This window comes from Caldinitratiruptor microaerophilus (assembly GCF_025999835.1).
In the GTDB taxonomy this organism is placed as follows: Bacteria; Bacillota; Sulfobacillia; order Symbiobacteriales; family ZC4RG38; genus Caldinitratiruptor; species Caldinitratiruptor microaerophilus.
Map to the genome: position 1 here is coordinate 300,121 of NZ_AP025628.1, position 25,864 is coordinate 325,984.

Annotated in this window: 28 protein-coding genes; 20 read left to right on the forward strand and 8 right to left on the reverse strand. The window is 71.6% G+C overall.

Annotated elements, in window-relative coordinates; genetic code table 11:
- Positions 1 to 40 precede the first annotated feature (40 nt).
- Genes caldi_RS01450 through caldi_RS01460 form a run of 3 tightly spaced genes read left to right on the forward strand, consistent with a single transcriptional unit; the run spans position 41 to position 1,559 of the window.
- Positions 41 to 496, forward strand: a complete 456-nt coding sequence (locus caldi_RS01450) for a gamma-glutamylcyclotransferase family protein (RefSeq protein WP_264843312.1) — start codon at positions 41 to 43, stop codon at positions 494 to 496.
- Positions 493 to 750 (forward strand): thiamine pyrophosphate-dependent enzyme, encoded by a 258-nt coding sequence (locus tag caldi_RS01455; protein ID WP_264843313.1) that lies wholly within the window; start codon positions 493 to 495, stop codon positions 748 to 750. Before caldi_RS01450 ends, caldi_RS01455 begins: the two co-directional genes overlap by 4 nt.
- A complete protein-coding gene (locus tag caldi_RS01460; RefSeq protein ID WP_264843315.1) occupies positions 723 to 1,559 on the forward strand; it encodes a hypothetical protein in 837 nt (278 codons plus the stop codon). The genes caldi_RS01455 and caldi_RS01460 overlap by 28 nt, the downstream gene beginning before the upstream one ends.
- Positions 1,560 to 1,621: 62 nt before the next feature.
- Here the strand turns inward: caldi_RS01460 and wrbA are convergent, their stop codons facing one another.
- On the reverse strand, positions 1,622 to 2,251 hold the full coding sequence (wrbA, locus tag caldi_RS01465; protein WP_264843317.1) for an NAD(P)H:quinone oxidoreductase: 630 nt from the start codon (positions 2,249 to 2,251) through the stop codon (positions 1,622 to 1,624).
- 385 nt (positions 2,252 to 2,636) lie between these two features.
- On the opposite strand from wrbA, the gene caldi_RS01470 reads away from it, so the two are divergent.
- Complete coding sequence (locus caldi_RS01470) at positions 2,637 to 2,981, forward strand: cupin domain-containing protein (RefSeq protein ID WP_264843318.1); 345 nt, start codon at positions 2,637 to 2,639, stop codon at positions 2,979 to 2,981.
- A 161-nt stretch (positions 2,982 to 3,142) separates the two neighbouring features.
- On the opposite strand, the gene caldi_RS01475 is transcribed toward caldi_RS01470, so the two are convergent.
- Complete coding sequence (locus tag caldi_RS01475; RefSeq protein ID WP_264843319.1) at positions 3,143 to 4,651, reverse strand: amidase; 1,509 nt, start codon at positions 4,649 to 4,651, stop codon at positions 3,143 to 3,145.
- Positions 4,652 to 5,053: 402 nt separating this feature from the next.
- Between caldi_RS01475 and caldi_RS01480 the strand changes: the two genes are divergently transcribed.
- Both caldi_RS01480 and caldi_RS01485 read left to right on the forward strand, forming a co-directional pair.
- Entirely contained in the window at positions 5,054 to 5,902 is an 849-nt protein-coding gene (locus caldi_RS01480) for a fumarate hydratase (RefSeq protein ID WP_264843320.1), read from the forward strand.
- A 13-nt stretch (positions 5,903 to 5,915) separates the two neighbouring features.
- Positions 5,916 to 6,479 carry a Fe-S-containing hydro-lyase gene (locus caldi_RS01485; protein WP_264843321.1) on the forward strand — a complete coding sequence of 188 codons (564 nt, stop codon included), beginning with the start codon at positions 5,916 to 5,918 and terminating at the stop codon, positions 6,477 to 6,479.
- An 85-nt stretch (positions 6,480 to 6,564) separates the two neighbouring features.
- On the opposite strand, the gene caldi_RS01490 is transcribed toward caldi_RS01485, so the two are convergent.
- Positions 6,565 to 8,016, reverse strand: coding sequence for an anion permease (locus tag caldi_RS01490; protein WP_264843322.1), 1,452 nt, complete (start codon positions 8,014 to 8,016; stop codon positions 6,565 to 6,567).
- A gap of 354 nt (positions 8,017 to 8,370) precedes the next feature.
- Between caldi_RS01490 and sucC the strand changes: the two genes are divergently transcribed.
- Positions 8,371 to 9,486, forward strand: a complete 1,116-nt coding sequence (gene sucC, locus caldi_RS01495) for an ADP-forming succinate--CoA ligase subunit beta (protein WP_264843323.1) — start codon at positions 8,371 to 8,373, stop codon at positions 9,484 to 9,486.
- A 6-nt stretch (positions 9,487 to 9,492) separates the two neighbouring features.
- Entirely contained in the window at positions 9,493 to 10,359 is an 867-nt protein-coding gene (gene sucD, locus caldi_RS01500; protein ID WP_264843324.1) for a succinate--CoA ligase subunit alpha, read from the forward strand.
- 82 nt (positions 10,360 to 10,441) lie between these two features.
- Here the strand turns inward: sucD and caldi_RS01505 are convergent, their stop codons facing one another.
- Both caldi_RS01505 and caldi_RS01515 read right to left on the reverse strand, forming a co-directional pair.
- Positions 10,442 to 10,975, reverse strand: a complete 534-nt coding sequence (locus caldi_RS01505) for a carboxymuconolactone decarboxylase family protein (protein ID WP_319951788.1) — start codon at positions 10,973 to 10,975, stop codon at positions 10,442 to 10,444.
- Between the two features lie 79 nt (positions 10,976 to 11,054).
- Positions 11,055 to 11,687 (reverse strand): class I SAM-dependent methyltransferase, encoded by a 633-nt coding sequence (locus caldi_RS01515; protein WP_264843325.1) that lies wholly within the window; start codon positions 11,685 to 11,687, stop codon positions 11,055 to 11,057.
- Between the two features lie 191 nt (positions 11,688 to 11,878).
- Here caldi_RS01515 and caldi_RS01520 point away from each other — a divergent pair, with 191 nt between their 5' ends.
- Together caldi_RS01520 and caldi_RS01525 are read left to right on the forward strand one after the other, a co-directional pair.
- The gene (locus caldi_RS01520) at positions 11,879 to 12,433 is read left to right on the forward strand and encodes a sigma-70 family RNA polymerase sigma factor (protein ID WP_264843326.1); all 555 of its coding nucleotides are present in this window, start codon (positions 11,879 to 11,881) and stop codon (positions 12,431 to 12,433) included.
- Positions 12,430 to 13,959 (forward strand): hypothetical protein, encoded by a 1,530-nt coding sequence (locus tag caldi_RS01525; RefSeq protein ID WP_264843327.1) that lies wholly within the window; start codon positions 12,430 to 12,432, stop codon positions 13,957 to 13,959. The genes caldi_RS01520 and caldi_RS01525 overlap by 4 nt, the downstream gene beginning before the upstream one ends.
- 16 nt (positions 13,960 to 13,975) lie before the next feature.
- On the opposite strand, the gene caldi_RS01530 is transcribed toward caldi_RS01525, so the two are convergent.
- The 3 genes from caldi_RS01530 to caldi_RS01540 form a co-directional block, all read right to left on the reverse strand.
- On the reverse strand, positions 13,976 to 14,944 hold the full coding sequence (locus tag caldi_RS01530) for a GntR family transcriptional regulator (RefSeq protein ID WP_264843328.1): 969 nt from the start codon (positions 14,942 to 14,944) through the stop codon (positions 13,976 to 13,978).
- A gap of 49 nt (positions 14,945 to 14,993) precedes the next feature.
- The gene (locus tag caldi_RS01535; RefSeq protein ID WP_264843329.1) at positions 14,994 to 15,575 is read right to left on the reverse strand and encodes a UbiX family flavin prenyltransferase; all 582 of its coding nucleotides are present in this window, start codon (positions 15,573 to 15,575) and stop codon (positions 14,994 to 14,996) included.
- 164 nt (positions 15,576 to 15,739) lie between these two features.
- Positions 15,740 to 16,291 carry a hypothetical protein gene (locus caldi_RS01540; RefSeq protein ID WP_264843330.1) on the reverse strand — a complete coding sequence of 184 codons (552 nt, stop codon included), beginning with the start codon at positions 16,289 to 16,291 and terminating at the stop codon, positions 15,740 to 15,742.
- 469 nt (positions 16,292 to 16,760) lie between these two features.
- Here caldi_RS01540 and caldi_RS01545 point away from each other — a divergent pair, with 469 nt between their 5' ends.
- The 10 genes from caldi_RS01545 to caldi_RS01585 all read left to right on the forward strand — a co-directional run bounded on the left by caldi_RS01545 (position 16,761) and on the right by caldi_RS01585 (position 25,863).
- Positions 16,761 to 18,059: a YncE family protein gene (locus tag caldi_RS01545; RefSeq protein ID WP_264843331.1), complete on the forward strand. Its 1,299-nt coding sequence runs from the start codon at positions 16,761 to 16,763 to the stop codon at positions 18,057 to 18,059.
- Positions 18,060 to 18,104: 45 nt separating this feature from the next.
- Complete coding sequence (locus caldi_RS01550) at positions 18,105 to 18,548, forward strand: sigma-70 family RNA polymerase sigma factor family protein (protein WP_264843333.1); 444 nt, start codon at positions 18,105 to 18,107, stop codon at positions 18,546 to 18,548.
- 43 nt (positions 18,549 to 18,591) lie between these two features.
- A complete protein-coding gene (locus caldi_RS17855) occupies positions 18,592 to 19,263 on the forward strand; it encodes a hypothetical protein (RefSeq protein ID WP_454464617.1) in 672 nt (223 codons plus the stop codon).
- Positions 19,264 to 19,735: 472 nt separating this feature from the next.
- A complete protein-coding gene (locus caldi_RS01555) occupies positions 19,736 to 21,193 on the forward strand; it encodes a menaquinone biosynthesis decarboxylase (protein ID WP_264843334.1) in 1,458 nt (485 codons plus the stop codon).
- Positions 21,194 to 21,226: 33 nt separating this feature from the next.
- The gene (locus caldi_RS01560; RefSeq protein ID WP_264843335.1) at positions 21,227 to 22,114 is read left to right on the forward strand and encodes a UbiA-like polyprenyltransferase; all 888 of its coding nucleotides are present in this window, start codon (positions 21,227 to 21,229) and stop codon (positions 22,112 to 22,114) included.
- 25 nt (positions 22,115 to 22,139) lie between these two features.
- The gene (locus tag caldi_RS01565) at positions 22,140 to 22,880 is read left to right on the forward strand and encodes a ubiquinone/menaquinone biosynthesis methyltransferase (protein WP_264843337.1); all 741 of its coding nucleotides are present in this window, start codon (positions 22,140 to 22,142) and stop codon (positions 22,878 to 22,880) included.
- A 19-nt stretch (positions 22,881 to 22,899) separates the two neighbouring features.
- Positions 22,900 to 23,394 (forward strand): GNAT family N-acetyltransferase, encoded by a 495-nt coding sequence (locus caldi_RS01570; RefSeq protein WP_264843339.1) that lies wholly within the window; start codon positions 22,900 to 22,902, stop codon positions 23,392 to 23,394.
- 46 nt (positions 23,395 to 23,440) lie between these two features.
- Positions 23,441 to 23,596: a hypothetical protein gene (locus caldi_RS01575; protein ID WP_264843340.1), complete on the forward strand. Its 156-nt coding sequence runs from the start codon at positions 23,441 to 23,443 to the stop codon at positions 23,594 to 23,596.
- Between the two features lie 91 nt (positions 23,597 to 23,687).
- Complete coding sequence (hemA, locus tag caldi_RS01580) at positions 23,688 to 25,022, forward strand: glutamyl-tRNA reductase (protein WP_264843341.1); 1,335 nt, start codon at positions 23,688 to 23,690, stop codon at positions 25,020 to 25,022.
- Positions 25,023 to 25,035: 13 nt separating this feature from the next.
- Positions 25,036 to 25,863: a cytochrome C assembly family protein gene (locus tag caldi_RS01585; protein ID WP_264843342.1), complete on the forward strand. Its 828-nt coding sequence runs from the start codon at positions 25,036 to 25,038 to the stop codon at positions 25,861 to 25,863.
- The last annotated feature ends 1 nt before the right edge of the window (position 25,864 follow it).

A 25,864-nucleotide genomic window follows, 5' to 3' on the forward strand; every position in this document is an offset into this window, starting at 1 on the left:
GCGGTTCCCGGTCGGGTCACGAATGGGGGAGGGACGGCCCGTGCCCGAAGCCCGGCTCTACTTCGCCTACGGCAGCAACCTGGACCGGGCGCAGATGGTCCGGCGGTGCCCCACCGCCCGTCCGCGCGAGCCGGCCGTGCTGCGGGATTACCGCCTCACCTTCCGGGCGAGGTCGGGCCGCCACGGCGTGGCCGACATCGAGCCGTGGTCCGGCGGGGCGGTTCCCGGCGGCCTGTGGGACGTGTTCCCGGCCGACCTCAAGGCCCTCGACATCTACGAAGGGGTCCCGTACCTCTACCGGCGGGAGACGGTCACCGTGGAGACAGCCATGGGGGCGACGGAGGCCCTGGTCTACGTGATGCAGCCCGGGCACGGGTACGCGGCGCCTCACCCCCGGTACCTCGAGGTCATCCAGCGGGGATACCGCGACTGGGGTCTGGACCCGACCCCGCTCCGGGAGGCCGTGAGACGGGTGGGCGGACCTGCGGTTGGGTGACGGAGCCCCCAGACCGGGTGAGCCCCCTGCTGCGCCAGCACGTGCCGATCCGCCGGCCCGGCGGCTACTTCCGCACCGCGAGCGGCGGCCTGGGCTGGGCGCTGCCGGCGGCCGTGGGGATCAAGCTGGCGTGGCAGGGCCGCCCGGTCGTGGCGGTGGTGGGGGACGGTTCGGACGTGACGGTTCTGATGGACGGCCGCACACCCACCGGAAGGGGGGCTTGGCGGTGCGGCAGCGGGTGGCCGGGTACCTGACCCTTGCCGGCCTCATGTCGTTGAGCGGAGGGCTACTCTACCTGCCCGTCGGCCACCCGTTCGCCCGACTCCTGGCGCTGTACGCACTGGCCGGCGGGGGGATCGGCCTCTACGGAGCGGCCCTCCTTCATGCCGACCCTCCGAGCGGTGCCCGGCGCCGCGCCCTGCAGCACCTGACGGCGCTGTCCGGCCTTGCGCTGTACGCGCTGGGCCAGCTACCGCCTCTCGTCGTCTATGCCGGTTTGCTTCGCCGTCACCCCCAGGCGACGCTTCCGATGATCGGCCATGGGGCGCTGTTCCTGGTCGCGTTGGCGGCGTTGCTCCCGGCCGCCCGGCTCGTGCTGGCCGAGCGTGTGAGGCGGTCCCTGTGGGTGACCGCACTCGCCGGCGTGACCGCGATCACGGTGTCGCCGTTCGCCATGCTGTGGCTGTGGAGTTCGGTGTGGAGCGTTACAGCCGATCCTCCCCCCGGCTCCGAGGTTCCACTCGACGCCGTGTTCCGTTTCACCTGGCCGGCCTGGCAGGGGGTCGGGACGACCGGTTACGTGGCATACGTGGATGCTACGGGGGCGCGGGAATACGTCGAGAGCGTCACGCGGGCCGGGTTCGGTCGTCTGATCGTCACGCCGGAACCGTTGGCTCCGGGCCGTGAGCTCGAGGTCATGGTCTGCAGTGGCCTGCGGTGCCGCCAGTTTCGCTACCGTACCGTGCCGGCTGTAACAGGTCGTGCCGCTCCGTCGGGGAGGTCCCGGGGGCCCGAAGAGACGCCCGTGCGAACGGCCGGCTGGCGTGTGAAAGATCGCTTGTGAACGCGCGCGGCGAGGCGAGGCCTGCGCCCCGCCTGTCGCATCCGACGAGGGCCTCCGGCCAGCTACGCCGTCACCCCCGCACCTCTCCCGGCCAGGATCCACCCGGCGACGGTGGCCAGGCGCTTGCCCTGGAAGCGGGCCGCCTGGAGCACGGGGGCGGGAATCTGGCCATCCGGGCCCTCCGGTACCGTCGCGCTCACCCCGTAGGGGTTGCCGCCGGCCTGGAACTGGATCGGGTCGGTGTAGCCGGGCGGTACGATGATGCAGCCCCAGTGCGCCAGGGTATGGTACAGGGCCAGGATCGTAGCCTCCTGGCCGCCGTGCGAGTTCTGGGCGCTGGTGAAGCAGGTGGCCGCCTTGTTCATGAGCTTGCCCTGTGCCCACAGGGGGCCCGTGGTGTCCAGGAACTGCTTGAGCTGGGCGGCGACGTTCCCGTACCGGGTGGGTGTCCCGAACGCGTAGGCGTCCGCCCACTCGAGGTCGGACAGGGTGGCCTCCGGGATGTTCGCCGTCTCGTCCAGGTGCCGCTTCCAGTCCGGGCGGCTGTTGATCGCCTCCGGCGGGGCGAGCTCCTTCACCTTGCAGAGCTTCACCACGGCCCCGGTCTCCTGAGCGCCTGCCACAACTTCCTGCGCCAGACGGTAGATCGTGCCGGTGGAGCTGTAGTAGATCACGGCAACCTTCGGTTTCACGCCCTCACCCCACCCCTTCCTGAAGTGAACCGGCGTTAGGGTGTGGCGCCAGGCGTGCGGGCATGCAAGGCGGCCAAGTCATGAGCTCCATCCCGGAGGCCTTCGGAACGATCCCCCCTCCTCGTAGATCGGTCTTCCGACAGGGGTGGCTTGCAGCCAGACCCGCCCGACGCGCCTTCCTGGGGAGGCGGGTCCATTCTACCCGGATGCCGCCGCCAGTCCCCGCCCACGCCACTCGGGACTGGTGTCTGCACCCTGTAGCGCAAAATGGCGGGGTGCGGGGACACCGACGGGCTCCGTGCGGGGCAGGGGACGGGCCGAAGTAGGAGATCGGTTCCCTCGGGTGGAAGTCGACACGGGAGCGAGAGGACCGGAGGTGCCAGCCGTGGGCGGCAACATCGATTGGAGTGCGCAGGCGGCCCGGGAGCCGTATCCCGGCGTCGTCGCCCGGCGCTGGGACGGCGCCAACATGACGGTGGTGCGGTACGAGTTTGCTCCGGGCGCCGTCTTTCCAGACCACCACCACCCGGAGGAACAGCTGGCGATCGTGCTCCAGGGGACCATCGAGTTTCACGTGGGCGCCCGGACGATCCTCCTCGGCCGGGGGGACGAGGCGTTCGTGCCCGGCGGGGTGCCACACAGCGCGAGGGCCGGCCCTACCGGGGCGGTCATGCTCAACATCGTCGCTCCCCGCCGGGGCGGCGAAAGCTTCCCGTATGCCGGCACGTAGCCGGGGAGAGGACGAGCAGCGCGCCGTGCACTCCCTGCCGACCGAGCCGACGACAAGACCGGGGGTGACATCCCCCGGCCACCGTCACGGCTTGCCCCGGCACCGCCCTTCATCCCCTTGCTCCATGCCCCGTCTACTTGAGCGGTCGGACTACCCGGTCACTACGCGCTCTGTTCGAAGGCGTGAGCGGCCCGAAGAATCGTTTCTTCCTCGAAGTGGCGGCCCACGAGCATCATCCCGACGGGCAGCCCGCCCGAGTCTCCGCAGGGGACGTTCATGGCCGGGTGACCGCTCACGTCGAACGGGCACGTGTTGTGAATCATGTGGAGGGCCATGGTCAGGTACTCTGCCAGATCGGGTGACGCGTTGAGGCGCATGGCCTTCTGCGGCGTGGTGGGCATCACGAGAAGGTCCACGTGCCGCAGAGCCTCGTCGTAGGCGGCCGTCAAGGCGCGCCGGAGGTTCTGTGCCCGGGCGTAGTACCGCCCGTGGTAGCGGTCACTCATGTAGTGGCCGAGCAGGGTGACAATCTTCACCGTGTGCGAGAAGTCGTTCGCCCGTACCCGTCGGGACCGGCCGTAGAACTCCATCACGTGGGTGTCGTAGTACCCGATCCAACCGTGCCCCATCCCCTCGTCACGCACCATGATGCTCCAGGCGCCCTCGACCGCGATGGCGTTCCAGATGTGGATGCCTTCGTGGTGGAGGGGGATCGAGACCTCCTCCACGCTTGCCCCCAGATTCTCGAACCGGGCCGCGGCCTCCCGCACGGCCTCGTCGACGTCGGGCTCGGAGGCGTTCGGCCAGGCGAAGCCCTCCCGCACGACCCCGATGCGAAGACCCCGGACGCCCTGTTCCAGCGCTCGCGTGTAGCGCGGCAAGTCGGTGGGTGTACGCGCCTGGCGGGGGTCGAGCCCGTCCCGTCCGGCGATGACCTCCAGGAGCAGCGCGACGTCCCGCACGGTTGCGGCCATGGGGCCGGTGTGGTCGAGGGAGAGTTCGATCGGGAAGACGCCGGTGTAGGGGACGAGGCCGTAAGTGGGCTTGAGGCCGAAGATGCCGCACCACGAGCTGGGGATGCGGATCGACCCGCCCTGGTCCCCGCCGATCGCCATGTCGCACTCCCCTGCCGCCACCAGAGCGGCGCTGCCGCTGGACGATCCGCCGGCCATGTACTCGGGATTGCGGGGATTGCGGACGGGCCAGGGGTGGGAGGTGTGGGACCCGCCGGAAAAGCACAGGTCCTCGCACGTGGCCTTGCCGACGATCTCGCCGCCGGCGTCCAGGATCCTGCGGACGATCACGGCGTCGACGTCCGGGATGAAGCCCTCCAGCAGCGCGGAGCCGTTCATCATCGGTACGCCGGCCACCGCGACGTTGTCCTTGATGGCGATCCGCTTGCCTGACAGGGGTCCTCCCTCGCGCCCCTTGATGGAGCACCGCCACGCCCAGCCGCCCGTGGGATTCTCCTCCGGCGCCGGGCGGCGGCCGGGATCGCGCGGGTAGGCGACCGGCAGCTTGGGTTCGGCGAACTGGTCCAGCCGGTCGTACGACTGGAGCGTTGCGTCGATGGCCGCCCGGTACACCTCCGCCTCCTCCGGCGTGATCTCGAAGTGGTACAGCCGCGCGATGCGCTCCAGTTCCTCCGCTGTAGGTCGGCGCACGGGCATCCCGCATTCCCCCTTGTGACTCGCACATGGGGCTCGTCCGGAAAGGACGGGCCCAGCGCCTCTTAGCGTACTATGAAATCGGTATTCATGCAATAGAATGGTAATTGTATGAATGGTAATTGTATAGACACACGTGGGCACACTCGGGTACCCAGGAGTGTGGGAGGCCTTCCGAGCCTCGGTGAACTTGTTGCGCGGGTGAGGTGCAGTTCCCGCGGTTCGATCGGGCGCGGCCGGCCCCCACATGGATGTTCGCGGCAACCGCGTCAGGTCGACGGCGGTACCCCGCGTCGATCACGTCACACCCTGCGCGGAGCCCATGACACGCCGCGAACGGTTTGATACGCTAGGGTCTGGACCTTGACCATCCCACCATGTCCTGATCCGGAGGAGGCGGAAGCGTTGGCCGTTCGGGAGCTGCACGTGGACCAGATCACCGACGCCGTCGCCCGCCTGGTCCAGGAGGCGAACTTCGTCCTCTCCGAGGACGTCAAGCTCGCCCTGGCCCAGGCCCGGCAGCGCGAGGAGTCGGCCGTGGGCCGGGCGATCCTCGAGGAGCTCGTCGAGAACTACACGATCGCCGAGACCGAGTCGGTGCCCATGTGCCAGGACACGGGCGCTGCCGTGGTCTTCATCGAGGTCGGCCAGGACGTGCACCTGGTGGGCGGCGACCTGAAGGAAGCCATCAACCGGGGTGTCGCCAAGGGGTACACGGAGGGCTACCTGCGGAAGTCCATGCTCGACGACCCCCTGCGCCGGAAGAACACGGGGGACAACACGCCGGCGATGATCCACATTGACCTGGTGCCCGGCGACAAGGTCCACATCGCCGTCGACTGCAAGGGCGGCGGCTCGGAGAACATGAGCCGGCTGGCGATGCTGAAGCCGTCCGACGGGTGGGAGGGCGTGAAGAAGTTCGTCATCGACACGGTGGCGAACGCCGGCCCCAACGCCTGTCCGCCTCTCATCGTCGGCGTGGGGGTGGGCGGCACGTTCGACAAGGTGGGCTACCTCGCCAAGCGCTCGCTCCTGCGCCCCGTGGGGCAGCCCAGCCCCGACCCCGAGTGGGCCGCCCGGGAGCAGGAGCTCTTGACCGAGATCAACAAGCTCGGCGTGGGCCCCATGGGCCTGGGCGGCCGGGTCACGGCGCTGGCGGTCCACATCGAGACCATGGGCTGCCACATCACGGCCCTGCCGGTCGCGGTGAACATCGAGTGCCACAGCCACCGGCACAAGCACACCGTCCTGTGAGGAGGCTCCTGCCATGGCAGAGCAGCGCGTGCACCGCGTGACCGCCCCCCTGAGCGACGAGGCCGTGGCGGCCATCCGTGCCGGGGACCGGGTGCTCATCACCGGCATCATCTACACCGCCCGCGACGCCGCCCACAAGCGGATGGTCGAGTCGCTGGAGCGCGGCGAGCCCCTGCCCTTCGACCCCAAGGGCGCGGTGATCTACTACGTGGGGCCGACGCCCCCCAAGCCCGGCCAGGTGATCGGCTCCGCCGGGCCCACCACCTCCGTCCGCATGGACAAGTACACCCCGGCCGTCCTGGCGCAGGGTGTCAAGGCGGTGATCGGCAAGGGGTACCGGAGCGAGGAGGTCAAGAAGGCGCTCGTACAGTACAGGAGCCTGTACCTCGTGAGCACGGGCGGCGCGGGGGCACTCCTGGCCCGGCAGATCAAGGCGGCCCGGGTCATCGCCTACGAGGACCTGGGGCCGGAGGCGATCCGGGAGCTGCAGGTCGTCGACTTCCCCACCGTCTGCATCCACGACATCTACGGCGGCGACCAGTACGCCGAAGGGCAGAAGGCCTGGAAGCTGGCCTAGGGCGCCGCCCTGTCCGTCAGGCCGGCGGCAAGAGGCGGGAGGCTGCCCGCCGCAGGTGCGGGGGCGGCCTCGCCGCGTCCGGAACTCACCAGATCCCGATCACCTTCCACCAGAGTCCGCCGAGCCCGACCCAGACGGCGAGGTTCACCAGCGACAGGAGGAAGCCATACTTCCACCACGTGGCCTGGTCCACGTACCCGGCGCCGAAGTAGATTGGTGCCGGACCGGTGCCGTAGTGCGTCAGCGAGGCGTTCAGGCTCGAGAACACGCCCAGGGAGATCGCCACGAGGTAGGCCGGCGCCCCGAGGGCGATGGCGACGGCCGCCAGCGGCACGAAGAAGGCCGTGACGTGCGCGGTCATGCTGGCGATGAAGTAGTGGAGGTAGAGGTAGAGCACGATGACCAGGAAGAGCACCAGGACCCAGCTGCCGACGCTGCCGAGGCTGGCCTGGACCGAGCCGGCCAGCGCCTTGATCACGCCCCACTTGCTGAGGCCGTTCGCCAGCGAGACGAGCCCGCCGAACCAGACCAGGGCGTCCCAGCCGCCGGTCTCGCCCAGCACGTCCTTCCAGGTGATGACCCCGAGGACGATGAGGGCCGCGACGCCGCCCAGCGCGATGGCCGTCTCGTGGAGGCCGTTCCACTGGCCGGTCGCCCACAGCACGAGGGTGAGGAGGAAGACCGCCAGCATGGCCTTCTCGCCGCCGCTCATGGGCCCCATGCGCTCGAGTTCGATGGCCGCGGTACGCGGCGCGTCCGGCGACTGCTTCACCTCCGGGGGGTACAGGCGGTAGAGGAGGTAGGGGATCAAGAGCAGCGACACGAGGCCGGGGACGATGGCGGCTGCCGCCCAGCCGAGCCAGGTGATCTCGACGTTGAAGTTCTTCCGGGCCAGCTCGGCGACGAGCGGCGCCGGCGCGACCGAGGTCAGGAACATCGCCGACGTGACGAGGTTCACCTGGTACTCCGTCAGCATGAGGAAGGCGCCGGCCTTGCGGGCGGTCGGACCCGGTTCCGACCCGAAGCTGGCTGCCAGGCTGCGCACGATCGGGAAGAGGATGCCGCCCGCCCGGGCCGTGTTCGACGGCGTGGCCGGGGCGATGATGAGGTCGCTGGCCGCGATGGCGTACGATAGGCCGAGCGTGCTCTTGCCGAAGGAACGGATCATCAGGTAGGCGATGCGCCGGCCGAGCCCGGTCTTGATGAAGCCCCGGGCGAACAGGAAGGCGGAGACGATGAGCCACACCGTGCTGTTGGCGAAGCCGTTCAGGGAGTCGCCGACGGACAGGGTACCCGTCAGGGCCGTCAGGGCGACGCCCAAGAGGACGACGGCGCCCTGTGGCAGGGGCTGCAGGATGAGACCCAGGATCGTGCCTACGAAGAGACCGATCATGTGCATGGCGCCGGGCTTGAGACCCCAGAAGGGGGGCAGGAACCAGAGGACGAGGGCGACGGCGACGGGGATCGCTGCCCTCCAGGCGGGCGACAGCCCGCTGCCGGCACGCGGGGGCTCCTTCGGAACTGCCGGTGCTGCCATACGTAGACCTCCCTCGGTCGTGCGTGGATTTGGAGGTGACCGCCTCCACCGTATCCTTCGCGTGTGTGAACGTGAACTCCTTCACATACCGACCGACGGTTTCCCGGCCGCGAGGGGCCGCCGCCCTGGGTGGCGAATCCTGAGAGGCAAGACGGACGGATGGCCACGGCGAAGGAGGGGGCGGGTTGCCGGGTCCGGTCCGGCCGACCACCGGAACGGCGTTCCGCATCGCGGCCCGGCACGGCCCGGGCCGCCCCCGGACAGGGTTTCACGCTCAGAGTCTGTCTGTTACAATCGGAAAGGACGCGCCGCCCCCGGCCGGGGACGGGCGCCGCAGCAGCTGGAGGTGTAGGGATGAAGCTCTACGAGTACCTCGCCAAGTCCTTCCTGGCCGAGGCGGGTGTCCCGACCCCGAAGGGCAGGCTGGCGACCACGCCGGAGGAGGCCGAAGCCGCCGCCCGGGAGATCGGGCCGTGCGCGGTGAAGGCCCAGGTGCTGGTCGGCGGCCGGGGCAAGGCCGGGGGCATCAAGCTGGCCAGCACGCCCGAGGAGGCCCGGCAGCGCGCCGCCGAGATCCTCGGCATGAATCTGAAGGGCTACGTCGTGGAGAAGGTGTGGGTCGAGCAGCAACTCAACATCGACCGGGAGCTCTACCTCTCCATCACCGTCGACGGCCAGACCCGGCAGCCCCTCGTCATCGCCTCCGCCCACGGTGGCGTGAACATCGAGGAGGTGCCGGAGGAGCACATCGTCAAGCGGAACGTCGACATCACGACGGGGCTCCTGCCCTTCCACGCCCGGGAGGTCGCCAGGCGGCTGGGGCTTTCCGGTAGCCTGGCGAAGCAGTTCGCCCAGATCCTCACGAACATGTACACGGTTTTCCGTCGCTATGACGCCGAGCTGGTGGAGATCAACCCGCTGGCGGTGGTCGGTGACCGGCTCGTCGCGGCGGACAGCCGCCTGAACGTGGAAGACGATGCCCTCTTCCGCCACCCGGACCTGCCGAAGGTGGAGGAGGGCACTGAGCTGGAGCGGAAGGTGAAGGCGGCGGGCCTGGCCTTCGTGCAGCTCGACGGGGACATCGCCGTGATGGCCAACGGCGCCGGCATGGCGATGGGCACGCTCGATGTGCTCTCGCACTACGGCGGCCGGCCGGCCAACTTCCTCGACGCCGGCGGCGGGGCGAGCGTGGAGCCCACCGCCCAGGCGATCCGGTTCCTGCTGGAGACCCGGCCCAAGGCGATCCTGATCAACATCTTCGGCGGCATCACCCGCTGCGACGACGTCGCCCGGGCCATCATCCAGGTCAAGCAGAGCGAGGGCATCCCGGTGCCGCTGGTGGTCCGCCTCGTCGGCACGAACGACGAGGAAGGGCGCCGCCTCCTGGCGGAGGCCGGGATCCACGCCTACACCGATATGGGCGAGGCCGCCCGTGCCGTGGTCGAGGCGGCCTACGGCAAGGGGGCTTGAGCGGGCATGGCGGTGATCATCGACGAGAACACCCGGGTCGTCGTCCAGGGCATCACCGGGAACCAGGGGTCGTTCCACACCGGGCAGATGCTGGCCTTCGGCACCCGGGTCGTCGCCGGCGTCAACTTCGACAAGGCGGGGCAGGAAGTCCACGGGGTGCCCGTGGTCGCCACGGTGCACGAGGCCGTGGAGAAGTACGGCGCCAACGCCTCCGTGGTGTTCGTGCCGGCCCCGTTCGCCAAGGACGCCGCCTTCGAGGCCATCGACGCCGGGATCAAGGTCCTGGTCCTGATCCCGGAGCACATCCCGACCCAGGACGCCATGGAGATCATGGTGCTGGCCCAGCGCCACGGCGTCCGGGTGATCGGGCCGAACTGCTTCGGCATCATCTCGCCCGGCAAGTGCAAGATGGGCATCATGCCGAACCACATCTACAAGCCCGGGCCCGTCGGCATCGTCGCCCGCTCCGGCACCCTATCGTACGAGATCGCCTACAACCTGACCCGGGCCGGCCTCGGCCAGACCACGGTGATCGGCATGGGCGGGGACCGGGTGATCGGCACGAACTTCGTCGAGGCCCTGAAGCTCTTCGAGGCTGACCCGGAGACGAAGGTCGTCGTCATGGTCGGCGAGATCGGCGGGATCCAGGAGGAAGTGGCCGCCGAGTACATCAAGACGATGTCCAAGCCCGTCGTCGCCTTCCTCGCCGGCAAGGCCGCCCCGCCCGGCAAGCGCATGGGGCACGCCGGGGCGATCATCGAGGGGAACCGGGGCACGTTCCAGTCGAAGGTCGACGCCCTCACCGCCGCCGGCGCCAGCGTCGCCTCCCTGCCGTGGGAGGTGCCGGAGCTCGTGCGGCAGCGGCTGGGTTAGGCCAGCCGGGCCCAGGCCGGTCCGTGTGAATCCGCGAGGCGCCCAGGCCGGGGTGGCGTGGGCGCCTCGCTTCCTGAGCCGCTCAGCGGGTGACCTCCACCCGCAGGGCCACGGACATGCGGTTGAAGGCGTTGAAGGCCCCGACGGCCGCGACGAGCTCGATGATCTGCCCCTCGTCGAAGTGGGCGGTGAGGCGGCTCCACAGCTCGTCGTCGACGGGTTCGTTGCGGGTCATGCGCTCGGCCAGCTCGAGGGCCGTCTTCTCGCGGTCGGAGAAGGCCGGGCTGAGCTTCCAGAGCGCCAGGTCCGCCAGCCGTTCTTCGGAAGCTCCGGCGCGCCTTGCCAAGGCGCTGTGGGAGGCCTGTCAGTAGGCGCTGTCGTTGATCTGCGAGACCCGCAGGATGCACAGCTCCTTGAGCTGCACGTCCACCGTGCCCGTGTAGGTGACGGCGTGCAGCAGGTTGGCGTACGCCGTCATGATCTCGGGCCGCCGGGCCAGGGTGCGGAAGAGGTTGGGGATGTTGCCGCGCTCCTGCAGGAAGCGGTCGAAGACCGGGCGGGCGGCGGGGTCGACTTCCTCCGGGGCGAGCGCCCGCATCCGCGGGGGCAGGGACATGGTGGGGCCTCCTCTCGATGGCGAACTGGCTCCCCACGGGGGTTCGACGGGTGGGGCAGCGGTTCCTGGCCGCCCCCGGTCACGCCCGGGCGGTGATCCGCTTCACGAGGCGGCCGGACACGTTTTCCTCCTTGACGATCTCGAACCCGGCCCGGCGGATGTTCTCCACCGTCCGGCGGTTGATGTTCACCCCCGTGAGGCCGACGCTGATCGGGTTGAGCAGGTCCATGAGCGTCCCGATGACGGGCGCGTCGATTCGGACGTGCTCCAGGAAGAAGGCCATGCCGCCCGGCTTCAGTACCCGGCGGATCTCCCGCAGGCCCAGGACGGGGTCGGGGACCGAGCAGAAGACGCACGTGGCGACGGCGGAGTCGAAGGTGTGATCCGGGAAGCCCATGCGCTGTGCGTCCATCTCCAGGAGGGTCACCGGCACCGGGCACAGGTGTGCGCGCCGGCGGGCCCGGGCGAGCATGGCCGGGCTGAAGTCGATGGCCGTCAGTTCGGTCACCCGGCCCGGGTCGTAGTAAGGCAGGTTCTTCCCCGTCCCCACGCCGACCTCCAGCACCTTGCCGAAAGCCTGGCCCACGACCGACCGGCGCCACTCCTCGCGGATCGCCCGGTCCATCGCGTCGTAGAAGATCGCGTTGCGGTTGTACCGGCGCCGGATCACCGCCGTGCGCCGCTCGTCCACGCTGCGGCCGGGCTCTGCCAAGGTGATCCCTCCCCGCGCTGCTCGGCGGTGTGAGCCACGCGCCTCTACGCCAAGTCTACCAGGGCCCGGGCGAGCCCGCAAAGGAAGGGCCGGCGCGGGTGGCGTAATGTAAGGGACAGGCCCTGCCGCCTGCGTAACCGGATCCGGCGGCCGGCCGTTACAAGGGTGGGCCGCCCACAGGGGGGATGGCCGTGTCCGCCCCGGAGCTGTCGGAGCAGGCCCTGGTCGAGCGGGCGAAACGCGATCCGGAAGCCTTCGGACAACTTTATGATATTTACTTTCCGCGAATCTACTCGTTCATCTACCGGCGCGCAGGGGACCAGGCGACCGCGGAGGACCTCACGTCCGAGACGTTCTTGAAGGTCCTGCGGAGCATCGGGCAGTACCAGTACACCGGCCAGCCCTTCTCGGCGTGGCTGTTCCGGATCGCCACCAACGTGGTCACGGACCATTTCCGCCGCAGCCGTGGGGTAGAGACGCTCACCGACCGGCTGCCGGTCCCGGACGGCGCCCCGGGGCCGGAGGAGGCGGCGCTCCGGGAGGACCGGCGGGAGGCCATCCTCCGGGCGCTGGCGGAGCTGACCCCGGAACAGCAGGACGTGGTGCTGCTGCGGTTCCAACAGGGGTTCCGGCTCAAGGAGATCGCCGGGCTGCGGGGGAAGACGGAGGGGGCCGTCAAGGCCCTGATGTTCCGGGCCCTGCACAGCCTGCGGGCGAAGCTGGAGGAAAGGGGGGTGCGGTCGTGACGCAGCCCGGAGCCTTCGGAGCCCTGCCCGAGGACGTGTACCAGCTCGTGCTGGAGCATGCGGACGGGGAGGCGGAGCGGGAGGCGCTGCTGGCCGCAGGACGGCAGCTGACCGCCGCGCTGGCCGCCCCCGTCGAGGCGCGCCCGGAATTCGTGGCCGCGCTGCGCGCCCGCCTGGTGGCCGAGGCCGGCAGGATCCTCGCCGGAGGGGCGACCGGCGCCGGGGAGGCCGGGGGCCCTGGGGAGGCGGAACCGGCCCGTGTGCTGCCGGTGGCTGAACCCGGTGGCGTGGTCGGGGCCGGCCGAGCGGGCAGGCGTGGACGGCTGCGCCTCTGGCTCGGGCTCGTGCTGCCAGCGGCGGCCGCGGCGGCGGTGGTGTCGGCCGCCCTCCGTGCGGACGGGTTGCCTCTCTGGCGGCGCGCGCGGCCCCTCACCCCCGCGGCCCAGATCGTCAGCGGGACCGCAGCTACGCAAGACCTGCCGGCCCCACCCGGCCGGGAGCCCGCGCCGGGCAGCGGGAGCGGTTCCGGCGGCGCGGGGATGCCCGGAGGCCCGGCGGCTCCCGACCCGGGCGGCGGAGGCGGGCGTGGGCTGGCGGGAGTGCTGGCCCAGACCGGGATCGCCAGCTACGCGCCGGCGGGCACCGAGCTCGTCCTGCCCGTGCCCCGCTTCGTGCCGGTCGACGACGGGGTCCAGGTCCCCCCGGGCGCGCAGCCGGTTGCGGGGCTCGCGCACGTCGACCTGGACCTGCAGGTCCTCGATGTCCCGCACAGCAACCCACCCGTGTTCCGGCTCCTGCCCGTGGGCTGGCCGGCCGAGCGCCTGGCGGCGGTCGCGCAGGCTCTGGACCTCGGCGCTCCGGGCGTGGGCGGGCCAGGAGAGCGGGTCGCCTCGTCCCCCGACGGTTCCCGGCGCCTGCGGGCCACGGCCGCCGGGGAGCTGGTCTACGAGGAGCGCCCGTCCCCTCCCGGTGACGCCCGGCAGGCCGGCGAGGCCGAAGCCCGCGCGGCCGTGGAAGCCTTCTTCGCCCGGTCCGGCCTGATCGCGCCGGCGGGCGACGCCACGGTCCGGCGGGCCACGTTCCCTGACCGGGGTATCCCCGATGCGCTGTGGCTCGAATGGCCCGGGCAGCTGCCGGGCGGGTACGTCCTCCTCGGCGCGCCCGACCGGGCGGTCGTGGCGCCGTGGGGGCAGGTGCTGCAGGTCCGCCTGCAGCCGATCCGGGCGGAGCGGCTGGCGATCGTCCCTCTCAAGTCGGTCGAAGAGGCGGCGCAGGAGCTGAACGGCCTGCCGATCGCCGCCCAGGGCCCCGTCACCCTCACGGCCGTGAAGCTGGTGTACGGGCGGCCGGAGGCCGTCGAGGCCGGGGAAGACCTGGTGGCTCAGCCGTACTACCGCTTCGTGGGACGAACTGCCGAGGGCTGGCCGTTCACGGGTTACGTCCCGGCGACCGCCGGGGCTCCCGGACCGGCGCGGCCAGGCCGGGCGGCGCCGGAGGCGCCCGCGCCGACCTCCGGGACACGCTAGGCCCCCAAGCGGCGGATCAGAACCAGGGCGAGACAGGTGGGCGCGCCGGACGGGAGGGCGCGCCCACGGCTTCCCGGAGTTCGTTCGTCACGTCCGGGCTGAGGGCGGCGGGCTCGGTCACCACCAGGACCCCGTCGGGCGCGGCCGGCGCCGGCAGGGCGGAGCGGGACGCCGCCTGCAGGATCGCGCCGGCGGGACCTCGCAGGGCGTGGTCTGCCCGCCCGGCCCGCACGTCGATGTCGAGGTGCTCCAGGCCGGCCGCCGTCAGGCTGCGGCGGACGCGGCCGGCCTGCACCCAGTCGGCGGCGAGGAGCACCACCCGCGTCGCCGCCGGCAACGTTCGCAGCCGCTCCCAGGCCGAGCGGACCTCGGGCCCCGCCGCGGCGATCACCGGCACGGCCAGCCCGAGCCGGGCGAGGGACTGGGCCGCCTCCGCGGCGTGGAAGAGGGTCGCAACCACCGCCCGGTAGCGCGTGAGGACGGGGGGCGGCGGCAGGTCGTCGCTCAGCGCCGTGTCGGCGTAGACCGGCAGGGCGGCTTCCAGTTCGGCCCGCAGCGCCTCGACCACGCGGCGGTGGCCGCCGACCACCAGGACCCGCTCGGGGCGCGTGGTGCGCCGCTCGACGAGCTGGCCGTACGCGAGGAGGGCGAGGCCGAGCTCGGCCGGCGCCACCCCGAGCGCGGCGGCGCGCTCCCGGCCGAACTCCAGGGCGGCGCGCAGGGTGCTGCCGGCGGGGCCGGGGGGGCGGTCGGCCACGAAGATGCCCCGGCCGTGCTCGCTGTGGACGTATCCCTCCGCCTCGAGCTCGGCGATGGCGTGGATCACCGTGTTGCGGTTGAGGCCCGTGCGGCGCGCGAGCTCCCTCAGCCCGGGCAGGCGGGCCCCGGGGCGCAGGAGGCCGAGGCGGATCTGGAGGCGGAGCTGTTCCTTCAACTGCAGGGTGAGCGGCACGGGGCTGGTCGGGTCGAGGGAGAAAGGCTGCACGGTCGGGTCCCCCGTCAGGGATGGGGTGCGGGGACGGGTGCCGGGCCCTTCACGGCTCGTCCACGGCCTCAGGGCCCATGCCCTGCCACTCGGCGTACAGGCCGCTGCGAATGCCGAAATGGTCCAGGACCCGGCCGACGAAGTGGTCGACCACGTCCTGGAGGGTCCGGGGCCGGTCGTAGAACGCCGGGACGGGCGGCATGATGATCGCCCCGGCCCGGCTCAGCCGTAGCATGTTCTCCAGGTGGATGGCGTGGAGCGGTGTCTCCCGGGGGCACAGCACGAGGGTGCGGCGCTCCTTCAGGCAGACGTCGGCGGCGCGGGTGAGGAGGTCGGCGGTGTAGCCGGCGGCCAGGGCACCCAGGGTCTTCATGCTGCACGGGAGGACCACCATGCCGGCCGTCTGGAAGGAGCCGCTGGCCACCGGGCTGCTGAGGTCCGAAGGGTGGTAGGAGGCCGTCGCCAGGGCGGTGACCTCGGCGGCCGGGCGGCCGAGTTCGTGCTCGATCGTCCGCCGCGCCCAGCCGGTCGCGATGAGGTGGGTCTCCACACCCAGCTCCCGCGCGACCTCCAGGAGCCGGACGCCGTAGATGACCCCGCTCGCCCCGCTGATGCCGACGATCAGCCGCATGCCTGTCTCCCTTCGCCTCCGCCGGGTGCCGGATGTGACGGCGCCATGGGGCCGCATCGTAGTAGTGTTCGACCTGCGGCGGGCAAAGCCTCCTGGACGGCCGGCTCAGGAAGTCAGCCAGGCGGGGTTCTGACCGTTGACCCGGATGTGACCCTGCTCCTCCCTCACTGGGTGGCGCGGCTGGCTCCTGCGGCCTCGACGGCCTGCCGGAGAGCCTCGGCGATCCGAGTCGGATCCGGGGGAGGAACCGGTGCTGTGGCTTCGACACGGATGGGCCACCGGAGCCAGCCCGCACGGGCCTCGATGCTCACGGTGGCGGTGGGTCGCGTGCCGGACGGGGTGGCGACCCTGACGTCGGTCACGCGATAGGCGCCCCGTTTCGGGAAGCCGAGCGAGAGCGCAGCCGTCGGCACCAGCCGCCTGGCCTCGGCGGTTGCGGCCGTCGGAACGCAGCGGGTGTTGAGGAGCTGGCCCATCCGGGCCGGGTTCAGGTCGTGCTCGAGCAGCACGTGTTGGGCCGACGTCTCCACGTCGCCGCAGCGCTGCGTCAGGGTGACGACGACTTCCGCCGTGTAGCCTCCGGCCGCTGCCACTGCGGCTTCCCGCACCGTGCGTAGCAGCTGCCTGCGGGCGACCTGGGCCCGGGCGAAGTCGATGGCGATCGCCGCGAGGAGCACGACGGCCGCAGGAGCCAGGAGTCGCATTCTGGGCGTCATCGGCTCACCTCGTGTGCCGTTCTCTGGCTTCAGGGGGACGCGGCCCACCCGTAGCACTTGCCGTGCGGGTAACGGGGGAGGGGGAACCCCGACCGCCACCGGGGCCGTCATATCCTTGCACGGTCCCGAATCTTCGACACCCGGGGCTACAGACGGGGGGTTTGCGCGGCCGGCGGTCCTGCCCCGGGCGGCCTGACGGATAGCCGCGAGCCCCGACGGTTGGATTCGACGCGCTTGCCGGATTCACCGTCCAGGGGGCCCTCCGCCCTCCAGGGGGTGGACGCTCCCAGGTGCCACCGGTCGTTCGCGTGGGGGAGGCGACGGGTCCCGTCGTGCCGGCGGAACGAGCGCCGTCGGAGCAGCCCGGACGGCGGTGCACGGGGCCACCCAGGAAGCCGGCCCGGGTCCCGGGCGGCGGGAGGCGGGACAGGGGCTGAGATGGCCACTGTGCTGCGGAAGGAGGGACAGCGTGCGTCGCCAGCGATCCACGAGCCTGGTCACAGCCCTCGTGCTGGCCGTCATGCTGCCCGCGTGCACGGCCGGCCGCCGCGGGGTCGGGCCGACCGACCCGGCGCCTACCAGCGCGATAGCGGCGGAGCGGCCGGAGGACACGCTTCTGGTCTCTGCGGAGGACGGCCTGTGGGCGGTCACCGGATCGGGTGAGCGGCGCCCGATCGCCGGCGTCCAGCCGGCCGCTCTGGTGGCACAGCTGAGTGACGGCGAGGCGGTTCTCTACCGGTTCCGGTGGGAGGACGGGAACGTCCCCACGACCGTGCTGGAGGCCGAGCGAATGCCATCCGGCGAGCCCGTCGTCTCCCACCGGCTCGAGGGGCGGTTCAACCCCATCGCGGCGACCGGCGACCGCGGGGTGTACCTGGCCAAGACCGTCGGCGGGTCGGCGAACGACCCGCCCGAACGGGTGGAGCTGTGGGCCCTCGACCCGGGCACGGGCAGGCTGCGGGGCCCGGCCCGCGGCGGGTGGGAAAAGGGGCCCCACGCCGGCTTCGGCGTGCCGTGGCAGATCGTGGTGGCCCCCGACGGACGGCGCCTCTACGCACTGTATCTCAACCTGGGCGTCCGGCGGCTGGAGGGCCCCGACGCCAAGGTGTTCGTGCGGCGGATCGACCTGGACGCGCTGGCGATCGGTCCGGACCTGCCCCTGCCGGTGCCCGAGGACCTGCAGTCCGACGAGGGCCTCATGGTCTACTCCATCGCCCTCTCGCCCGACGGCCGCAAGCTCTACGCGGCCTCCGGCGGCCTGCGGCAGCTGGCGGTGATCGACACCGCCGCGTGGAACCTGGAGCGGACCCTGGCCTGGGCGCCGGCGGGCGACACCCGGGCGGCCCGTTCGGCGAGCGTCCGCGCCGGTCTCTCGGTGCTGGCGGAGGTAGCCCGCCGGCTCGGGCTCGCCGCTTCCGTGGCGGAGGCCAAGCGGGCGCTCTTCCCCGGGGTGGCGATGGCCCCGGACGGCAGCGTTCTCTACGTGGTGGCCTTCCGCGAAGGTCGCTCGGGCCTGCTGCAAGGGGACGGCCTGTGGGCCATCGATCCGGCGACGGGTCAGGTGCGCGCCCAGTGGCTGGCGGGAAAGGAGGTCTTCAGCGTGGCGGCGGGCACGGACGGGCGGTTCGTGTACGCCGTGGCACAGGACGGCCTCTCCCCGCAGGCGGAGCGCCGCCTGTTGGCGGTCGACACCCGGACCGGCCAGGCAGTCGACCTGTGGCCGGATGCCACGGCCCGGCCTTGGCGGATCGAGACGGTGCTCCCGTAGGTCGGCTCAGGCACACGGAGACGGGGAAGGAGGGGGGTTGTACACGTGAGACGGGGTCCGGGCCGCCCGGGTTGGCGGGTGGCTCGTCCGCCGCTGCTCGTCGGCGTGGTTCTGACCGTAGCCTGGGCCCGGTGGAGCGTGAACGGCCCCCAGGCCCGTGCCCGGGAGACCGCGGCCCGGTTCTGGCGGGCGGTGGCGGACGGCGACGTCGGCACGGTCCGATCGCTCCTCCATCCCGACGCCGATCAGACGGCGGAAGAACTCGTGGCCATGTACCGGACGTACCGGTACGGCGGAGGCGCCACGGTCACCGACGCCGCCCCGCATCGGCGGGCGCAGGTGATCGTGACGGTAGGCCTGGGCAAACCCAACGGGTATACCACGCTCCAGCTGGTCGCCATGGCCCGGCACGGCGGCGAGTGGCGCGTGCTGCACGCCGGTCCGGGTTATGAAGAGGCGCCGGTGCCCGCGCCTTCGGGGAAGGGGTGAGCGGGTGCGGAGACATGCAGGCGACCGGGCGGATGTCGCCGGGATGGGGTACGGGTCCCTCGGCGTCGTGCTGTTCAGCCTCACGCTGCCGGCGACCCGGGCTGCCGTGGCGGCTTTCCACCCGGCAGTGGACGGGCCGGGGCGGGCACTGATCGCCGCCGTGCTGGCTGCGGCCGCCCTGTGGCTCACGCGCCAGCCCCGACCTGACCGGGCCCAGTGGCGTGGCCTCTTGGTGGTGGCGGCGGGCGTGGTGCTGGGATTCCCGCTCCTGACCGCCTGGGCCCTGGAGCGGGTGCCGGCGACGCACGGGCGTCGACCGGCAGCAACACGAGTTCTCCGTCCATCTCCCCCACCAGGGTGCCATACCGCTGGGTGCCGTGGAGGTAGTAGCGGACCGAATCCACCACGCGCGCGTACAGGGTCCCGGGACGCCACGGCCAGCGCAGCCCCTCGCCCTGGGAAACGTCCGTCCGGTCCATCCGACCACCCCTTCCCGCGGCCCGGCGGCGCCAATCGACACTGTTGCGGCTCGGGTGCTTGCCCTTTCCAGTACGCCAGACCCGCTGTACTCCCCTGCGGGGAGGTTTCGACGGCCGAAACGCCGTCACTGTGGGTGGAACGAAACGCATATCTTGACACGCTAACGTCCCCGTTGCCTGTCAGAATCTGCGGGCGGAGGCCCTGGCAGCGGTCGGCGAGAGGGGATAAACGGTAAAGTCGACGGCCACAGTCGACGAAAACCAAGTGTTATGTCTACTAGATCGCATGGCGGGCCAGGCCAAAACGCAGAAGTTGAACCCCATTGCCAGATCTTACCGCGCAACTTTTGCGAGGCGGGGGAAGACGCCCCGCTCAGCGGGACCATGTCCCGATACGCGGGACAAACCCCGCGGGCCGTCCACGCCCGACAGGCGGGGGAGACGGGGAGTTCCCCACGACCGGGAGTCTGTGCACCGACCGGGCCCCGGGTCCGCGTAGAAGCCGGGCCTCGGGAGGCGGTCACCTGGCCTCGCAGCCGACCACGGCCCCACCGCACGGGCCACACACCACACACGGGGGCCCCGCGTTGACACCCCCCTGCACCGCCGGTACACTGAAGACGGGCGCCGCCCCCCGGCGGGCGGCGCTTTTGCGTGCGATCGCACCCGGCCCCGGCTCGGCCGGGGCGTGGCAGGGGAGTGCATGGCGTGGCATTCCGGGACATCCAGGAGTTCGCGGCGGCCCTGGAGGAACGGGGCTGGCTGAGGCGGATCAAGACCCGGGTGAGCCCGATCCTCGAGATCACCGAGATCGCCGACCGGGTGATGAAGCAGCCGGGCGGCGGCCCCGCCCTCCTGTTCGAGAACGTGGAAGGGTCCCCATACCCGGTCCTCATCAACGCGTTCGGGTCGATGGAGCGGATGTGCCTGGCGCTGGGGGTGGAGCGGCTCGACCAGATCGGCGACGAGATCCGCTCGCTCATGGAGCTGCCCTCCCCGGGCACGGGCCTCCTGGACAAGCTTGGGGCGGGCCTGAAGCTGGTGGAGGCGGTGCGGCACACGGTCCCCCGGGTGGTGAGCCGGGCGCCCTGCCAGGAGGTCGTCGAGGAGGAACCGGACCTCTCCCGGCTGCCGATCCTCCAGTGCTGGCCGCAGGACGCCGGGCGGTTCATCACCCTTCCGCTCGTCTTCACCAAGGATCCCCGGACCGGCGTGAAGAACATCGGCATGTACCGGATGCAGGTGTACGACGCCCGTACAACGGGCATGCACTGGCACAAGCACAAGGTGGGCCAGCAGCACGCCGACCGGGGCCGGGAGGCAGGACTGCGGCGCCTGGAGGCGGCCGTGGCGCTGGGGGCCGACCCCGCCACCATCTACGCGGCGACCGCGCCCCTGCCCCCGCAGGTGCCCGAACTCGCCTTCGCCGGGTTCCTCCGCAAGCAGCCGGTGGAGGTCGTGAAGTGCCGGACGGTCGACCTCGAGGTCCCGGCGCACGCGGAGTTCGTGCTGGAAGGGTACGTCGACCTGGACGAGACCCGCGTCGAAGGACCCTTCGGCGACCACACGGGCTTCTACTCGCCTGCCGAGCCGTACCCGGTTTTTCACGTGACCACCATCACGCGCAAGCGCAACCCGGTGTACCCCGCCACCATCGTGGGCCGGCCGCCCATGGAGGACTTCTACCTGGGCAAGGCGACCGAGCGGATCTTCCTGCCGCTCATGCAGGCGGTGCTGCCGGAGATCGTCGATGTCAACATGCCCGCCGAGGGCGTCTTCCACAACTGCGTCCTCGTGCGCATGAAGAAGCGCTACCCCGGGCACGCGCGTAAGGTCGCCTACGGCCTCTGGGGCATGGGCCTCATGATGCTGGCGAAGTGCATCGTGCTGGTGGACGACGACTGCGACGTGCAGAACCTGTCCGAGACCGCGTGGCGGGTGCTGGCGAACATCGACCCGGAGCGGGACGTGTTCTTCGCCCGGGGACCGGCGGACGACCTGGAGCATGCCTCGCCGGCGTGGCGCTACGGCTCCAAGATGGGCATCGACGCCACGCGCAAGCTGCCGGAGGAGGGCCACCCGCGGCCCTGGCCGGACGACATCGTCATGAGCCCGGAGATCAAGGCGCTGGTGGACCGCCGCTGGCGGGAGTACGGGATCGACTGACAGACCGGCGGCAACGGGGGGAGGGACCGCACGGTGCCGGGGAAGGTCCGGACCTTTGCGGAACTGGTCAAGTTCGAGCACACGATCTTCGCGCTGCCCTTCGCCTACCTGGGCACCTTCCTCGCGTCGCGGGGGTGGCCGAGCCCCCGTGTGCTGCTGTGGGTGACCGTGGCGATGGTGGGCGCGCGGACGGCGGCGATGGCGCTGAACCGCCTGATCGACGCACGCATCGACGCCCTCAACCCCCGCACGGCCGGCCGGCACCTGCCGTCCGGGAAGCTCCGGCCCGGCGAGGTGCTCGCCCTGGCGGTGGGCTCGCTGGCCGTGCTGGGCGTGGCGGCCTGGCAACTGAACCCGCTCGCCCTGAAGCTGTTCCCGCTGGCCGTGCTGACGCTGGTGGTGTATTCGTACACCAAGCGCTTCACGTGGCTCTGCCACCTTGTGCTGGGGATCGCCGACGGCTGGGCGCCCTTCGGCGGCTGGGTGGCCGTGACGGGCAGCACCCATCCGGTGGCGTACCTCCTCTGGGCGATCGTGGCGCTCTGGGTCGGCGCGTTCGACATCCTCTACGCCACGCAGGACCTGGAGTTCGACCGGCGCCACGGGATCCACTCGATCCCGGCCCGCTTCGGCCTGGCGCCGGCGCTCCGGATCGCCCGGGCGGCCCATCGGGTCGTGGTGGGCCTGGTGCTGTGGGCCGGCTACCTGGCGGGGCTCGTCGGACCGGACCCGGCGGCGTGGGGCCTGAAGGGCTGGCTCTACATGGCCGGGTGGGCGGTCATGGCCGCGCTGCTCCACTACGAGCACTCGATCATCTCGCCGACCGACCTGTCCCGGCTGGACGCGGCCTTCTTCAACGTGAACGGGTACATCTCCGTGAGCTACTTCGTGTTCACCGCGGCCGCCGTCGTGGCGGCGTGACGGCGTGGCGACGGAGGGGCCGCGCATGTACCGGCATCCGACGCCGGAAGAAAAGGAAGCATACGTGCGGGCGCTGTTCGACCGGATCGCGAGCCACTACGACCGGATGAACCAGATCATGTCCCTGGGGCAGTGGGGGCGGTGGCACCGGATCTTTGCCCGCATGGCCGGGTACAGGCCGGGCATGCGGGTCCTGGACGTGGCCTGCGGCACCGGCGACCTCACCCTCCTGGCCGCCTCCCGTGTGGGGGCGGAGGGACGGGTCGTCGGGGTCGACATCTCGCCCGGCATGCTCGCCCGCGCCCGGGAGCGGGTGCAGGCGTCGCCCTGGGCCGGGGTGATCGAGCTCTGCGAGGGGAACGCGCTCGACCTGCCTTTCCCCGACGGGACGTTCGACATCGTCACGATGGGGTGGGCGATGCGCAACGTCCGCGACATCCCCCGCACCGTGGCAGAGGCGCTGCGCGTCCTCCGGCCCGGCGGCCGCTACCTGAACCTCGACGCCGCAGAGCCGCAAGGTCCGATTGGCCGGCTCCTCCTGCGGGCGTGGTGGGGGACGCTCCTGCCGGTCATCGACCGCCTGGTCGTGGGCGTCCGGGACCCGGACGAGCCCGTGCGGCCGTACACGTACCTGTCCCGCTCGCTGGAGGGCTACCCCTCGCCCGCCCGCCTCGAGGAGATCTTCCGCCAGGCAGGGTTTGTCGAGACCGGGCACGTACCCCTCATGATGGGCAGCGTGTGCATCCACTACGGGACAAGGCCCTGAGGGGTCGGGGGGTAGCGCCTTGGCGGTACGGGTTCGCCGGCTCGACTTCGCCCGCGACGCGGACCGGTTGCTCGCCTTCATGCCGGACCTTTACGAGACGAATTTCCCGGGCTTCCTGGCGACGCCGGAGTTCCTCGCCCGCCGGCGCCAGGCGCTGCGGGAGGCGGCGCGTGACCCGGCCCAGCGCGTCCTCGTGGCCGACGACGGCGTCCGGCCGGTGGGGTTCATCTGGCTGGTGCTCGAGATCGACGGCGCCGGGCGGCGGCGCGGGGAAGTGGCGGCGCTCTACGTCGACCCCCGCCTGCGCGGCCGGGGGGTGGGCCGGCAGCTCATGGAGGAGGGGGAGGAGGTTCTCCGCGGCTGGGGCTGCCACAGCGCTCACCTGATGGTAACGGTGGCCAACGAGGCGGCCGTGCGCCTGTACCGCGACCTTGGGTACGAGGTGGTGCGGTACCAGATGGAGAAGCGGCTGCCGCCGGCCGGCTCGGCGCAAGGCGGGGACCGCCGGGTGTAGCGGGCAATATCAATGGCCTGAGACGACCCGGTGGAGGTGATCCCCCGTGCCCGGGCGCCGCCGGGGTTTCAGCGACGAACGGGTCTCGCTGCTCCTGCCGGTCCTCTTGGTCGCGCTGCTCGCCCGACAGGTCCCCCGCCTCCAGGTGCGCACCCTGCTGGAAATCCTGCGGTTCATCCTGGATCGGATGGAGCGCGGTTAGGAGGCCGGCGTCCGCCTCTGGCGCGGGTTTCTTGACCATCAAAAAAGCCCGGTGTTACAATGCGCCCGTGCTGAAGGTGGGGGAAGCACCCATGCACCTGCTGGCACTGGGCCTGAGTCACCGAACGGCACCGGTGGAGCTCCGGGAGACCCTGGCCTTCGGGCCGGAGGAACTCCCCGGAGTCCTCGCGCGCCTGCGCGACGAGGCCCGGGTGGAGGAGGTCGCCCTGCTCTCCACCTGCAATCGGACGGAGCTGTACGTCGCCCACCCGGTCTGGCCCGACCCCGAGGTCCTGATTCGCTCCCTGGCCGCCCAGAAGCGCGTGGACCCGGAGAACATCCGACCTTACCTGTACCGGCGCGAGGACCTCGAGGCCGCGGCCCACCTCTTCCGGGTGGCTGCAGGCCTCGACTCGATGGTGCTGGGGGAGACCCAGGTTCTCGGCCAGGTGCGCGATGCCTACCAGGCCGCGGCGGCAGCGGGCACGGCCGGCAAGGTCCTGTCGAGGCTCATGACGGGCGCGCTGGCGGCGGCGAAGCGGGCGCAGACGGAGACGGGGATCGGGCAGAACGCGGTCTCCGTCCCGTACGCGGCGGTCGAGCTGGCCCGCAAGCTCTTCGAGACCCTCCAGGGTCGCGTGGTGATGGCGATCGGTGCCGGCGAGACCGCCAAGCTGACGGTCCGCCACCTGGCCGCCGCCGGAGTCGGGCGGATCTACGTCGCCAACCGCACCCTGGACCGGGCCCGGGAGCTGGCCGCCGAGGTCGGAGGGGTGCCGATCCCCCTGGAGGCCATCCGTCAGCACCTGCCGGAGGTCGACGTGGTCATCTCGTCGACCGGCTCTCCCCACCCGATCCTCCGGCGGGAGGACATCCAGCAGGCCCTGCGTGCCCGCCGTGGCCGGCCGATCTTCCTCTTCGACATCGCCGTGCCCCGGGACATCGACCCGGCAGCCGGGCAGCTGGAGGGTGTGTATCTGTACGACATCGACGACCTCGAGCAGGTCGTCGCCGCCAACATCGAGGAGCGGGCCCGGGAGGCCCGCCGGGCCGAGCGCCTCCTGGAGGAGGAGCTGGCCCGGTTCCGCGCCTGGCTGGCGGTCCAGGACGTGGTCCCGACCATCCGGCTCCTGCGCGAGAAGGCGGAGGACATCCGCCAGGCCGAGCTGCAGAAGGCGCTGCGCAAGCTGCCGGGCCTGGATCCGCACCAGCGGCGGGTGGTCGAGGCCATGAGCGCGGCCATCGTCAACAAGCTCCTGAACGACCCCACCCAGCGTCTCAAGGCGCTGGCCGAGGCCGGCGAGGCGGACGGGGCGGCGCGCCTCGTGACCCTCCTCTTCGACCTGGAGGGTCCGGACGTGGGGACCCGTGCCCTGCCGCTGCCCGCCCGGGCCGAGCGGGCGGCGCCGCCCGTCGGTCAGGGCTGAGGGGGTGACCCCGGTGCTGGCAGAATCCGGCCTCCTGGGCGGCACCGGTGCCGCGTACGCGGTCGCGGCCGCAGCCCACCTGGCGTTCGCGCGGTACCGGGAGTGGGGCGCGCTCGCCCGCTGGGCGACCCGGGCGGCCTACGCCGTCCACACCGCTGCCCTGCTGGCGGTCGTGCTCGCCACCCGGCGCTTTCCGGTGTACACTCAGTTCGAAGCCCTCTTCGCCCTGACCTGGCTCCTGGCGCTGGGCTACCTGCTGGTGGAGGCCCTCGGGCGCGACAGGGCTTCGGGGACCTTCCTGGTACCGGTGCTGAGCTTCCTGGTCCTCATGGGGCTGGCCAGCGCCCCGCCGGTGCCGGGGATGGGCGTCCGGGTGCACCTGCCCCCGGGCGTCGTGCTCTGGCACGTGAGCGGCATGCTGGGCGGGTACGTGTTCTTCGTCTCGGCCTTCGTGGTCGCGCTGATGTACCTGCTCCTGGACTACCAGCTCCGCCGCAAGGTGTTCTCGCCCCTCTACTACCGCCTTCCATCGCTGGAGACACTCGACCTCTGGGGCTACCGGTTCGTCGCCCTGGGGTTCCCGCTGATGACCCTCGGCCTCCTGTCCGGGGCGCTCTTCGCCGAGACCCTGTGGGGACCGCACCGCTGGTCCCTCGACGCGAAGGTCCTGTGGACCGTCGTCACCTGGGCCGTCTACGGCGGCTACCTGCTCCTCAGGCGCCGGCACGGGTGGGGCGGCCGGCGGTCGGCCTGGTGGGCGGTCGGCGGCTTCGTGGCCGTGGTGCTCAACTACTTCGTCATCAACACCGCGCTGACGGGCCTGCACCGCTTTGGCATCTGAG